At 68.9% G+C, this 12,405-nt stretch carries 12 protein-coding genes; 5 read left to right on the top strand and 7 right to left on the bottom strand.

What is annotated here, in order from left to right; translation table 11 throughout:
• Positions 1-212 precede the first annotated feature (212 nt).
• The 7 genes from ACZ7KI_RS38705 to ACZ7KI_RS38675 all read right to left on the bottom strand — a co-directional run bounded on the left by ACZ7KI_RS38705 (position 213) and on the right by ACZ7KI_RS38675 (position 7,726).
• A complete protein-coding gene (locus tag ACZ7KI_RS38705; RefSeq protein WP_470277976.1) occupies positions 213-584 on the bottom strand; it encodes an allophanate hydrolase-related protein in 372 nt (123 codons plus the stop codon).
• Positions 575-2,017 (bottom strand): NCS2 family permease, encoded by a 1,443-nt coding sequence (locus ACZ7KI_RS38700; RefSeq protein WP_470277975.1) that lies wholly within the window; start codon positions 2,015-2,017, stop codon positions 575-577. The genes ACZ7KI_RS38705 and ACZ7KI_RS38700 overlap by 10 nt, the downstream gene beginning before the upstream one ends.
• A 210-nt stretch (positions 2,018-2,227) precedes the next feature.
• Positions 2,228-2,722: a nucleoside deaminase gene (locus ACZ7KI_RS38695; protein WP_470277974.1), complete on the bottom strand. Its 495-nt coding sequence runs from the start codon at positions 2,720-2,722 to the stop codon at positions 2,228-2,230.
• 33 nt (positions 2,723-2,755) lie between these two features.
• Entirely contained in the window at positions 2,756-5,053 is a 2,298-nt protein-coding gene (gene pucD / locus ACZ7KI_RS38690) for a xanthine dehydrogenase subunit D (protein ID WP_470277973.1), read from the bottom strand.
• Positions 5,050-6,399: an 8-oxoguanine deaminase gene (locus ACZ7KI_RS38685; RefSeq protein WP_470277972.1), complete on the bottom strand. Its 1,350-nt coding sequence runs from the start codon at positions 6,397-6,399 to the stop codon at positions 5,050-5,052. Before ACZ7KI_RS38685 ends, pucD begins: the two co-directional genes overlap by 4 nt.
• Entirely contained in the window at positions 6,396-6,866 is a 471-nt protein-coding gene (locus ACZ7KI_RS38680; protein WP_470277971.1) for a (2Fe-2S)-binding protein, read from the bottom strand. Before ACZ7KI_RS38680 ends, ACZ7KI_RS38685 begins: the two co-directional genes overlap by 4 nt.
• Complete coding sequence (locus ACZ7KI_RS38675; protein ID WP_470277970.1) at positions 6,857-7,726, bottom strand: FAD binding domain-containing protein; 870 nt, start codon at positions 7,724-7,726, stop codon at positions 6,857-6,859. The genes ACZ7KI_RS38680 and ACZ7KI_RS38675 overlap by 10 nt, the downstream gene beginning before the upstream one ends.
• Before the next feature lie 136 nt (positions 7,727-7,862).
• On the opposite strand from ACZ7KI_RS38675, the gene ACZ7KI_RS38670 reads away from it, so the two are divergent.
• The 5 genes from ACZ7KI_RS38670 (at position 7,863) to ACZ7KI_RS38650 (ending at position 12,351) form a co-directional block, all read left to right on the top strand.
• Positions 7,863-9,284 carry a PucR family transcriptional regulator gene (locus ACZ7KI_RS38670; RefSeq protein ID WP_470277969.1) on the top strand — a complete coding sequence of 474 codons (1,422 nt, stop codon included), beginning with the start codon at positions 7,863-7,865 and terminating at the stop codon, positions 9,282-9,284.
• A gap of 1 nt (position 9,285) precedes the next feature.
• Positions 9,286-9,768: a MarR family winged helix-turn-helix transcriptional regulator gene (locus tag ACZ7KI_RS38665; protein ID WP_470277968.1), complete on the top strand. Its 483-nt coding sequence runs from the start codon at positions 9,286-9,288 to the stop codon at positions 9,766-9,768.
• A 35-nt stretch (positions 9,769-9,803) separates the two neighbouring features.
• Positions 9,804-10,406: a DsbA family protein gene (locus ACZ7KI_RS38660; RefSeq protein ID WP_470277967.1), complete on the top strand. Its 603-nt coding sequence runs from the start codon at positions 9,804-9,806 to the stop codon at positions 10,404-10,406.
• Positions 10,407-10,440: 34 nt separating this feature from the next.
• A complete protein-coding gene (locus ACZ7KI_RS38655; RefSeq protein ID WP_470277966.1) occupies positions 10,441-10,926 on the top strand; it encodes a GNAT family N-acetyltransferase in 486 nt (161 codons plus the stop codon).
• Between the two features lie 165 nt (positions 10,927-11,091).
• Positions 11,092-12,351, top strand: a complete 1,260-nt coding sequence (locus ACZ7KI_RS38650) for an HNH endonuclease signature motif containing protein (protein ID WP_470277965.1) — start codon at positions 11,092-11,094, stop codon at positions 12,349-12,351.
• Positions 12,352-12,405: the final 54 nt, after the last annotated feature.

Raw genomic sequence — 12,405 nt, 5'->3', positions numbered from 1 at the left:
TTGATCAACAGAACTTCAGGGGCATGCCCCTGAACCCGGTACACCTCGAGTGTGGAGGATTTGGGACCTTCACCGTCCCAAATCCTCCACACTCGAACCCCACAGGCATCAGCGATGCCACATCCGGACCACCAAGAACAGTGCCGACCAGCAACTCTGCGACTTTGCCGGGGCCCTGCCTTGAGAGTAGGGAAGGAGGCCTTCACGGACCGCTAGCGGGACGCCAGGTACGCCCGCCAGTCCCCTGACGACGTGATGTCGGTCAGCTCAGGTGAGTCCACAAAGGACGAACGCAGGACGGTCGCGAGGCAGGCCGCGCCGTCCTCAAGTTCGACGACGCCCAGCTCCAGTTCCGGCGGCTCCGCCGGGACGAGATGATCCCGCAGGACCGTGAGCGGCAGGTCGTAGACCTCGCCGACCACGGATCCGGTGCCGCCCTCGTACATCGCCGGAAACCGGTCCCCCACCGAGAAATACCGGTACTTCGGGGCCGAACGCGCCACGCAGCACAGCGGCGCCCCCTGCAGCTGTTCGTGCAGCGGACCGCCGCGCATCCCGCCGCCGTTGAGGAACATCAGAACCACGACATGATCCCTTCGATCCCGAAGTACGCCCCGAACACCGCGGCCAGGATCCCGAGGATCCAGCCGATCTCACGGAGCTTGCCCTTGCAGATCTTGATCAGCACGTAGGCGACCAGCCCGGCGCCGATCCCGTTGGTGATCGAGTAGGTGAACGGGATCAGCGCGATGGTCAGGAACACCGGAATCGCGAAGTCCAGGTCCCGCCAGGGAATCCGCGCGCACTGCGCCATCATCATCCCGCCGATGACCACCAGCGCGGGGGCCGCCGCCTGTGCCGGGACGATCGCGGCGATCGGGGTCAGGAACAGCGTCGCGGTGAACAGGCCGCCGGTGACGATGCTGGCCAGCCCGGTCCTCGCGCCTTCGCCGACCCCCGCGGCGGACTCCAGGAAGACCGTGTTCGGTGCCGATCCGGTGACGCCGCCCGCGAGCGCGCCGACGCCGTCGACCAGCAGGATCCGGCCCATTCCTTCGACCTTGCCGTCCTTCGTCAGTCCCGCCTCTTCCGAGACACTCGTGATCGTGCCCATCGCGTCGAAGAACCCGGAGAGCACCAGGGTGAACAGGAACACCGCCGCGGTCACCGCGCCCGCCGAGCCGAACCCGCCGAAGAGGTCGATGTCGCCAAGCAGGCTGAAATCGGGATTCGCCACGACGTGGTCGGGGACCTTCGGCTCGACCAGGCCCCAGCCGCCGACGTGGAACACGGTGTTGACCACCACCGCGACTACGGTCGCGACCGCGATACTGATCAACACCGCCCCCGGCACACCGCGGCTCACCAGCACGATCATCAGCAGCAGGCCGAGGCAGAAGATCGCGATCGGCCAGCCTTCCAGATGCCCGCCGATCCCCATCCGCACCGGCACCGTCGACTGCGCGGCGTCCGGTGTCCTGGTCACGAATCCGGCGCTGACCAGGCCGACCAGCGCGATATAGAGCCCGATTCCGACGGTGATCGCGACCTTGAGCGGCATCGGGATCGCGTTGATGATCCGTTCCCGGATCCCGGAGACGGCCATGAACACGATGCAAACGCCTTCGAGGACGACGAGTCCGAAGGCCTGCGCCCACGTCATGGTGGGTGCCATCTGGAAGGCGACGACGCCGTTGACGCCGAGCCCCGCCGCGAGCGCCAGCGGCGCGTTGCCCACGAGTCCCATCAGGATGGTGGTGACCCCCGCCGCCAGCGCGGTCGCGGTGGTGATCGCCTCCGTGCTCAGCCGCGCGCCGGTGATGTCGGCCGACGCACCGAGGATGAGCGGGTTGAGCAGCACGATGTAGCACATCGCGACGAAGGTGGTGATCCCGCCGCGCACTTCGCGGCCGATCGTGCTGCCGCGGTGGGAGATCTTGAACCAGCGGTCGAGCCCGGACAGCCGCCTCGGCTCGGACGAGGGCAGATGAGGACGCTCTGTACCTAATTGGGTCATGCCTACTCCACAACGTTGTGGGGCGGGAAGAGACTAGTAAGCCAACGGTCGGCGGAGCAGGTGTGGGCAGCCGAACCAGCCGACTATGACGTGAACCCGCCCGGTCGAAGACCCCGCTATCGTGGCGGCAGGGCGCCCCTTCACACCAGGGCGCACGTCGACTCGAAACGAGCGCCCTGGCGACGCGATCGCGGTCGCGGGTTCACCCATTCAGTAAGCCTTCTTGTCGGGTTTCGACAGCCAGGCCTGGAAAGGCGCGAAAGAGTCCGAAAGGGACAGTTGGCCGACGGGTAGTGACCAGGTCTCGCGCGGGCGGGAAAAGAGCTCGTAGAACTCGCGGTCGTCGAAGCCGGCCTCGGCCGCGTCGTGCCGGTCGGCGGCGTAGATCACCTTGCCGACGCGCGCCCAGAGCGCGGCGGAAAGGCAGAGCGGGCAAGGTTCGCAGGAGGTCACGAGGACACAGCCGTCGAGTTTGTAGTCGCCGATCGCCTGGCAGGCGGCGCGGATCGCGACCACCTCGGCGTGCGCGGTCGGGTCCAACGTCGGGGTCACCTGGTTGGTCCCGGTGGCCAGCACCGAACCATCCCGGACGATCATCGCGCCGAACGGACCACCGCCGCGTTCGACGTTCACGGTGGCCAGTTCGACGGCTTCGGCGAGCCATTTCCGCTCGTCGGACTCCGAAATGGACAGAGGGGTACCCACAGCTGGACTCCTAGCTCGAAAAGTACGGTTTTCTCAGGTGCCGGTGAGGTGTTCGGGGCGCACCGGGACCCGGGTGAGCGCGAGGCCGGTGGCCGCGCGGATGGCCGCGACGATCGCCGGGGTGGACGAGATCGTCGGCGGTTCACCGACCCCGCGCAGACCATACGGCGCGTTGGGGTCCGGTCGCTCCAGCACGTCGATGTCCATCGGCGGCATGTCCAGCACGGTCGGGATCAGGTAGTCGGTGAAGGACGGGTTGCGGATCTTCCCGTCGACGGTCTGGATCTCCTCCATCACCGCGAGACCGAGGCCCTGCGCGGACCCGCCCTGGATCTGGCCGAGCACCGCCTGCGGGTTGAGCGCTTTCCCGACGTCCTGCGCGCAGTCGAGCGCGACGACCTTGATCAGCCCGAGTTCGGTATCGACGTCCACGACCGCGCGGTGCGCCGCGAAGCCGTATTGGACATGCGCGTCGCCTTGCCCCGTCTCGGGATCGATCGGCACGGTCGGACGGTGCCGCCATTCGACGGTCTCGTCGAAGACCTCGTCGCCGAGGACGTCGGCGAGGTCCGCCAGCACACTGCCGTCCGCCGAGACGACCTTGTTCCCGACGACGTTCAGCTTCCCGTCGGCGGCGAGTTTGCCCGCCAGATGCTGGTGCAGACCCGAACGCACCGCGACGCACGCGGCTTGGACGGCACCGCCGGTGACGTAGCTCTGCCGGGAGGCCGATGTCGAGCCGCCGTTGCCGATGGTGGTGTCCATCGGCAGGATCGTCACCTGCTCGATGCCGAGTTCGGTCCGCACGATCTGCTGCATGATCGTCACCAGGCCCTGGCCGACCTCGCAGGCCGCGGTGTGCACGGTCGCCGCGGGTTCGCCGCCGACGAGCTGCAGCCGCACGCGGGCCGTCGAGTAGTCGTCGAATCCCTCGGAGAAGCAGATGTTCTTGATCCCGACCGCGTAACCGACGCCGCGGACGACGCCTTCGCCATGCGTGGTGTTGGAGACGCCGCCGGGCATCCGGCGTAGATCGAGCTCCTCGTGCGCGACCGGCAAAGGCTTGGCGCGCAGACGTTCCAGCAGCTCGGCCACCGGCGCGGCCGAGTCGACCACCTGGCCGGTCGGCATGAGGCTGCCTTCGGCCATCGCGTTGCGGATCCGGATGTCGACCGGGTCGAGACCACAGGCCTCGGCGAGTTTGTCCATCTGCGACTCGTAGGCGAACGCCGCCTGCACCGCGCCGAACCCGCGCATCGCACCACAGGGCGGGTTGTTGGTGTACACCCCCCAGCAATCGACCGAAGCACTGTCCACATTGTACGGACCGACACCGAGGGTGGCGGCGTTCGCGACCACCGCGCCGGTGGACGAGGCGTAGGCGCCGCCGTCCAGGTACAACTTCGCCTTGACGTAGACCAGGCGGCCGTCCTTGTCCGCGCCGTGCTCGTAGTACATCTTCGCGGGGTGGCGGTGCACGTGCCCGTAGAAGGATTCCTCGCGGTTGTAGACCATCTTGACCGGCTTGCCGGTGTGCAACGCGAGCAGACAAGCGTGGACCTGGATCGAGAGGTCCTCGCGGCCACCGAACGCGCCGCCGACCCCGCCGAGGGTCAGCCGCACCTTGTCCTTGGGCAGGCCCAGCGCGGCGACGATCTGCTGCTGGTCGACGTGAAGCCATTGCGTGGCCACGTAAAGATCGACGCCGCCCTCGGTGTCCGGGATCGCCATGCCCGACTCGGGCCCGAGGAAGGCCTGGTCCTGCATGCCGACCTCGTAAACCCCGGAGACCACGACGTCGGCCTTGACCGACTGGTCGCCGTGGCGGATCTTGGCGTGCCGCACGACGTTCCCGCCTGGGTGCAGCTCGGCGCCCTCGCCCGCGGCGGCCTTCTCGGAATCCGTCACCGGTTCGAGGACCTCGTAGGAGACCTTGATCCGCTTCATGGCACGGCGGGCGGTTTCGGGATGGTCCGCCGCGACGAGCGCGACCGGCTCGCCCTCGTAGCGCACGACGTCGACGGCGAGCACCGGCTGGTCGGAGTGTTCCAGGCCGTACTTGTTCACCCCGGGCACGTCTTCGTGCGTCAGCACCGCGTAGACCCCTTGCACCGCGAGGGCGTCGGTGATGTCGATGCCGGTGATCCGCGCGTACGGATGCGGGCTGCGCAAGGTCGCGCCCCACAACATGTCCTCGTGCCACAGGTCCGAGGAGTAGGCGAACTCGCCGCGCACCTTGACCGTGCCGTCCGGGCGCCGCGGGCTCGCACCCACGCCGTTGGTGGTGCCTGTCGCGGTGGTGGTCTGTTTGGACGTGTCAGTCGAGGTCATACCGTCTCCCTCAGCCGGGCGCCGGCCACGGCCAGCTCGCGGGCGATCTCGTCTTCGGATTCCTCGCGCAGCGTCCCGTCGGTCACCACGGTCGCGCCGCCGACGAACAGCCGCGCGATCGGCGGGGTCGCGCCGAGCACCAACGCCGCGACCGGGTCGGTGATCCCGGCGTAGTTCAGGCCGTTCAGATCCCAGACGGCGAGGTCGGCGAGCTTGCCGACCTCGATCGAGCCCAGGTCCTTGGCCCGGCCCAGGCATCGCGCGCCGCCCATGGTGCCCATCCACAACGCTTCACGCGTGGTCAGCGCCCGCGGTCCGCCGCGCTGCCGCGCCTGCAGCAGCGACTGGTGCAGTTCCTCGCCCAGCCCACCGGATTCGTTGGACGCGGCGCCGTCGGCGCCCAGCCCGACCGGCACACCGGCGTCGAGCAGTTGCCGGACCGGGGCGATCCCGGCGCCGATCCGCCCGTTGGACGTCGGGCAGTGCGCCGCCCCGGTGCCCGTGGCACCCATCCGCCGGATCGCTTCCGGGGCGAGGTGGATCGAGTGCGCGAGCCAGACGTCGTCGCCGAGCCAGCCGAGTTTGTCGGCGTACTCGGCGGGTGTGCAGCCTGCCTCCGCGAGGCACTGCTTTTCCTCGTCGATCGTCTCGGCGAGATGCGTGTGCAGCCGGACTCCCTTGCGCCGAGCGAGTTCCGCCGCACCCGTCATCAGCCGCTCGCTCACCGAGAACGGCGAGCACGGCCCGGCCGCGATCTGGAGATGCGCGCCGGCGGAATCGTCGTGGAAGCGGTTGATCGCCGCCTCGGTGCCGAGCAGCGCGGCCTCGGTCTCCTCGACGAGATTGTCCGGCGGGAGCCCGCCCTGCGACTCGCCGCGGTCCATCGAGCCGCGGACGACGTGCAGCCGCACGCCGACGCGGATCCGGGCGGCGGCGAGGGCTTCGACCTGGTCGCCGCCGTCACGCGGGAAGACGTAATGGTGGTCGGCGACCGTGGTGCAGCCGGTGGTGGCGAGCCGGGTGAGCCCCGCCGTGGCCGCCGCGTGCGTGATGTCGGCGTCGAGCCTGGCCCAGATCGGATAGAGCGCGACGAGCCATTCGAACAGCGTGTGGTCGGCGGCGAGACCGCGCGTGGCCCACTGGTAGAGGTGATGGTGGGTGTTGATCAGGCCCGGCGTCACCAGGTACCCGGAGCCGTCGATCCGTTCGTCGTACTCGTCTTCGGGCGCCCTGCCGCCGCCGACCGCCGCGATGCGGTCGTTTTCGATGACGACGTGGCCCGAGGCGTGCTCGGTGCCCTCGCCGTCGACGGTGGCGATGGCGGCGTTCTCGATGACGGTCTTCACGTGCTCTCTCCCCTGGTCGCGGCCAACCGGACGGCGTCGAGGATCTTCTCGTATCCGGTACACCGGCAAAGGTTCCCCGCCAGCGCCTCGCGAATCTCCTCGTCGCTCGGCTTTTCGACGCGGTTGAGCAGATCGTGCGCGGCCACGACGAGGCCGGGGGTGCAGAAGCCACATTGGACGGCACCGGCGTCCACAAAGGACCGCTGAACCGGGTCGAGCTCGTCGCCGTCGGCGAGCCCTTCCACGGTGCGGACCTCGCGGCCCTCGACCTGACCGGCCGCGACCAGGCACGAGCACACCGGGACCTCGTCGAGGTACACCGTGCAGGAACCGCATTCGCCCTGCTCGCAGGCGTTCTTGGAGCCCGGGAGACCGAGCCGCTCGCGGAGCACGTAGAGCAGGCTCTCCCCTTCCCAGACGTCGTCGGCCTGACGGGATTCGCCGTTGATCGTCACGTTCACGCGCACTCGCGTTCACCCTTCTGGAAGTCGTTCCACGCCCAGGTCAGCGTTCGCCTGGCCAGGACGGACAACGCGTGCTTGCGGTAGTCGGCGCTGCCGCGGACGTCGTCGATCGGCGACGACGCCTCCGCCACCAGCTCACCGAACCGACGTTTGACCGAGTCCGCGACGGACGCCTTGGTGGACCAGGGAAGTTCGGCGGACAGGAACTCCTCCGCCGCGGTCGCCCGGCGTGGGGTCGGCGCCGCCGACCCGACCGCCGCGCGGATCTCGCGGGTGTCGAGGTGCAGGGCCAGCGCGAACGAGCAGACCGCGATGACCATCGCGTTGCGCGTCCCGACCTTGGCGAACTGCTGCGGACCCGCACCGGCGGGCAGGTGGACGGCGGTGATCAGCTCGTCGGGTTCGAGGGCGTTGCGCTTGACGCCGAGGTAGAACTCCTCAGCCGGGATCAGGCGCGTCCCGCGTACCGAAGCGACCTCGACTTCGGCACCGAGCACGAGCAACACGGGATGTGTGTCGCCGGCGGGCGACGCGGCGCCGAGGTTGCCGCCGACGGTGCCGCGGTTGCGGATCTGCGGCGAGCCGACGGTGCGCGAGGCCATCGCCAGCGCGGGCAGAACTTCACCCAGCTCAGCGATCACCCGGACGTAGGGCACCGAAGCGCCGAGCCGGATCCTGCCGTCGGACTCGGCCCACTCGGCGAGTTCGGTGACGCGGTTGAGATCGAGCAGCGCGCCGGGGCGGCGGTGGTCGAAATTGAGCTCCACCATCACGTCCGTGCCGCCCGCGATGGGCACCGCGTCGGGCCGCTCGGCCTTGACGGCGAGCGCCTCGGTCAGCGAGCTGGGGCGCAGGAAATCCACTCTCGGGCTCCTCGGTTCGGCGGCGGGCTGTGACGGCTGACTCAGTAGACGCCCTCCGCCCGTACGGCGGCAACGGTGCCGAAGCATGAAATCTCCCCAGCACATGCCGGTCGATTTGTGGTTTCCTACAAACCTGATGACGACTGTGAAAACTCTGCTCGCGCTGCCCGGGTTGCGCTTGCGCGTACGCGCCGGGACGGCCCTGCTCGACCGTCCGGTGTCCCGGATCTACGTCACCGAACTGCCCGACCCCGGGCGATACGTGTCGGCGGGTGAACTCGTGCTGAGCGGGTTGCTGTGGTGGCGCGGGCCCGGCGATTCCGAGGCCTTCGTCGCCGCGCTGGCGAAGGCGGGCGCGGCGGCGCTGGCCGCATCCGGCGCGGACTCCGACGGCATTCCCGAAGACCTCGTCGACGCCTGTACGCGACACCGGATCCCGTTGCTGGAGGTGCCGGCGGATCTGTCGTTCTCGGTCGTCACCGAGCGGGTCGTCCTGGCGTTGGCCGGGGCCGCGGAAGGCGCCCGCAAACGTTTGCTTTCAGCGGCGACCGAAGACGTGCCGATGGAGACGCTGCTGGACCGGGCCCGCGCGGAGATCGGCCTCCCCTGCTGGGTGGTCCCCGCGACCGCGCCGGACGACCTGGTGCGCCGGTTCGTCGCCGCGGGCGGACGCTCCCTCGAAGCGGACGACGTCTCCGTCCGGCCCGTCGGCGGAAGGCACGCGGTGCCGTGGCTGCTCGCGATCGGCGGCAGGCTCACCGCGGCACAGGCGGAGATCGCCGAAGAACTCGCCGGGCTGATCGGGCTCGCGCGCACCCGGGCGGACGAGGTCCGCGCGGTCACCGACCGGGTACTCGAACCGCTGCTGGCCGCCCTCGAGGAGGGCAGCGATCCGCACGCGGCGCTGACCGCGACCGGGCTGCGCGGCGATCTGCGTGTCGTCGTCGCCCGTGCCGAGGGATCCGAAGCGGCGCGCGGGATCCTGACCGAGTTGCTGCCGCCGGGCGCCCTCGTCGGCGCGGGCGGGGAAACGACCTGGGCGGTGGCCGAGGACGACGGCGAATGGCCGGACGACTGGCCCACCACCGTGGCCGCGGCCTTGGCGGGAGTGGAATCGCTGCTGCCGTGCCGTCGTGTGCTGATCGGGATCAGCGATCGTTCCCCGGTTTCCGCGCTGCGGGGCGCGAAAGAGGTCGCGCGCTACGCGCTGGCCGTGGCGGCGGAGCGGGCGGGCGCGGTCGAGGTCGTCCCCGGCGGCGAGATCGGCATGCACCGGCTGCTGCTGGCGGGCGCGTCCGACGACCTGCGGGCGGCGTTGCGGCAGCGGGTACTGGGCCCGCTGCTGAGCTACGACGCCGAACAGGGCACCGATCTGGTGCACACCCTGCGCGTCTTCCTCGAATGCTCCGGCTCGCCGACGCGAGCGGCGCGGACCCTGCACATCCACGTCAACACCTTGCGGTACCGGATCGGGCGGGCGAGCGAACTGCTCGGCGTCGATCTGACCGAGTTCACCGAGCAGCTGGACGTCTATCTGGCCTTGTCGGCAGGGAGCTGAAATGGGCATCACCACGGCGAAGGAAGCCGCCTACGACCCGCGGGTGGTCGCGTTCGGGCGGCTGATGGGCGCGGCGAACCGGCTCGAATACCTCCTCGGTCGCGCGCTGGAGACCGAATGCGGGATCTCGCATCTGATGTTCGAGGTCCTGCTGATCGTCGGGCGGAAGGGCGAAGCCGGCACGAGCATGCGCGCGATCGCGCAGGAACAGGTGCTGACCACCGGCGGCGCGACCCGGCTGGTCGACCGGATGACGAAGCTCGGCCTGGTCGTGCGTGCCTCCGATCCCGACGACCGCCGCGTACAGCTCGTCCGGCTGACGGGGGAAGGCGAGAAGACGACCGTGCGGGCGGCGCGGATCCATGTCGAGAACATCCAGCGGCTCTTCCTCGACCCGCTGCCCGCCGACCACCGCGAACAGTTCACGCAGGACCTGCGGACACTGAGCCATTCCGCGCGGGACGCGCTTCCCCGGCTCCGGTAGGAATATCTGACTGGTCAGGCATCGTTGGGCAAGTCATGAAGCTCATCTATGTCTTCGACGCGTACTGCGGCTGGTCGTACGGGTTCGCCCGCACGATGGCCGACGTCGCGCACCGGCATCCGGACCTGCCGGTCGAAGTCGTCTCCGGCGGCTTGTTCCTCGGCGGACGACGGGTGCCGATCCGGCAGTTCGGCTACGTCCGGGGAGCGAACGCCGAGATCACCCGGCGGACCGGAGCGCCGTTCGGGAAGAGCTACGAACGACTCATCGCGGACGGCGAGTTCGTCATGGACTCCGAAGCCGCCGCGTGCGGGATGGCGGCGCTGCGCGAAGTCGCGCCGGACCGTGCCGTCCGGCTCGCGGCCTTGTTGCAGGAGGCGTTTTATCTAGACGGACTGAGCCTTTCCGAAGTCTCGACCTACCGATTGGTCGCGCAGCGGGCGGGCGTCGACGGAGACGCCGTCGAGGCCGCACTGGACCGGGTGTCCGCCGCGGCCGATTTCCAGCGGGCGCGGGAATTAGGAGTCACGGGCTACCCGACGTTGCTGGCGGACGACGGCACCCGGATCGCGACGCTGGTTTCGGGGAACGCGAGCGCGGACGAGGTGGAGCGGCGGATCGGAGCCCTGGTTTCCTGATCACTTCACCCTGCGGTTGCCTAAGCTCATGGTCATGCCTACCTCTGTCGTGATCCGCCCGGCGGCCCCGGACGACGCGGACGCCGTCGCGGAAATCTGGTACCACGGCTGGCGAGACGGACACCTCGGCAACGTGCCCGACGCGCTCGTGCGGGTCCGCACCCCGGAGTCGTTCCGGGAACGGGCGGGTGACCGCGTGGAGGACACGGCGGTCGCCTTGATCGAAGGCGAAGTCGCCGGATTCGTGATGGTCGTCGCGGACGAGGTCGAGCAGGTCTACGTTTCGTCGGATCATCGCGGGAGCGGGGTGGCGTCGGCGTTGCTCGCCGAGGCGGAACGGCTCGTGAGCGCGGGCGGACATTCCCGCGCGTGGCTCGCCGTGGTGCCGGGGAACGCGCGGGCGCGGCGATTCTACGAACGGTGCGGATGGGTCGACGAGGGCCCGTTCGACCATCAGGCGCCGGCCACCGGTGGGGAGATTTCTGTTGCCTGTCAGCGTTATGTGAAGACGTTTGGTTGAGAGGCTCGGTCAGCTTTGGGCTGCCGCAATTAGTCGACTAAATGCGGTGTCTCGCGTCGTAGTCGGCTGACGTGGTGACATCACCCTTCAGTGGTCAATGCGGCCGATTCAATGTCGCTTAAAATTACGAACACACGTTCGATCATTGTTTGATATTATTGAGAGGTGTCCGAGACCTTCCTTCCTGAACTGCCGCAGGAGTTGTGGCGTGCCGGCAAGTTGGAGCTTGGCCATGGCGTGCAGCAGTCTCTGCAGGTGATCCGGGTGGCTTCCGCCGCGTTGGGGCGGTTTTTGGCGGAGATTGAGTCTCGTGGTCCGAAAGACTTGTATGGCTATGGTTCCACGGTGTCGTGGTTCGCTGATGTCGCGGGGTTGACCCGTGGTGAGGCGGGGCCGATCGTGCGGCGTGCGATCGCGTTGAACCCGACCCGCGCCTTGGACGGCACCGAGATTCCGGCGTTGGCGCCCGCCACCGCCGCGGCGGCCGCTGATGGTGCGATCGGAGACCATCGCATCGATCAGATACTGGAGTTCCTGAAGAAGATCCCGGCGGAGGTGGCTGCGGAGGATCGGGAGTGCGCGGAAAAGATCCTCGCCGACCTCGCTCGCGAGGCCGGGCCGAGACAGCTCAGACAGGCCGAAGAAAACCTGCTGGCCTGGCTCGACCCTGACGGCAACGAACCCAAGGACCCCGAACCCGCCCAGCCCGTACGGGAAGTCACGCTGGAGCGCCGCAGAGACGGCTTCTGGAAGCTGACCGGGCTTCTGGATGACGAGTTGGGTGCCCGCACCGCCGCCGTTCTCGATGCCTACGCGAAACCGCGACCGGTCGACGAGTTCGGCCAAGCCGACCCTCGCACCAAATCGGAACGTCAAGGCGACGCCTTCGCGGAGATCCTGGACCTGGCGATCGCGTGCCCGGATCAGCCCGGCACCTCTGGCTACCGGACGCTGCTCCACGTCACCATCGGTCTTGAGGAGTTGAAGTCCGGGGTCGGGACAGCGTGCCTGGACTTCGTCGGGGAAATGACCGCCCGCGAAGCACGCCTCGCCGCCTGCGACTGCCTCATGCTCCCCGTCGTGCTCAACGCTGCCGGGGAACCCCTCGACATGGGACGGCTACGACGATTCGTCACCCCAGGCCAACGACGGGCACTCAACATCCGCGACCGAGGCTGCGCCTTCCCCGGCTGCCATCGACAGCCGAAACACTGCCACGCCCACCATATTGATCATTGGGCCGATGGCGGACCGACCGACCTGCGGAATCTCACCTTGTTGTGCGGTTTTCACCACCGGCTGATTCACCACGGCGACTGGCAAGTCCGGATGGCCCCCGACGGCCTCCCGGAGTTCACCCCGCCCCAGTATCTGGATCCGCTACGAAGACCCAGGCGCAACACCCTCCACCGCGCCACCGCTTAACCCCGTAGAACCCGAGGAGCCCGCCAGCCACACCGGCGACGGGCCCCTCGCCAT

Source organism: Amycolatopsis sp. NPDC039088 (genome assembly GCF_055598845.1).
Note: the sequence above shows the minus strand (reverse complement) of the source record. Positions and strands in the feature narration are given on the sequence as shown.

Bases quoted from the DNA above. Each gene is read 5' to 3' on its own strand.
- ACZ7KI_RS38700 (WP_470277975.1), bottom strand. From the start codon at position 2,017: ATGACCCAATTAGGTACAGAGCGTCCTCATCTGCCCTCGTCCGAGCCG.
- pucD (WP_470277973.1), bottom strand. From the start codon at position 5,053: ATGACCTCGACTGACACGTCCAAACAGACCACCACCGCGACAGGCACC.
- ACZ7KI_RS38670 (WP_470277969.1), top strand. From the start codon at position 7,863: ATGACGACTGTGAAAACTCTGCTCGCGCTGCCCGGGTTGCGCTTGCGC.
- ACZ7KI_RS38665 (WP_470277968.1), top strand. From the start codon at position 9,286: ATGGGCATCACCACGGCGAAGGAAGCCGCCTACGACCCGCGGGTGGTC.
- ACZ7KI_RS38660 (WP_470277967.1), top strand. From the start codon at position 9,804: ATGAAGCTCATCTATGTCTTCGACGCGTACTGCGGCTGGTCGTACGGG.
- ACZ7KI_RS38655 (WP_470277966.1), top strand. From the start codon at position 10,441: ATGCCTACCTCTGTCGTGATCCGCCCGGCGGCCCCGGACGACGCGGAC.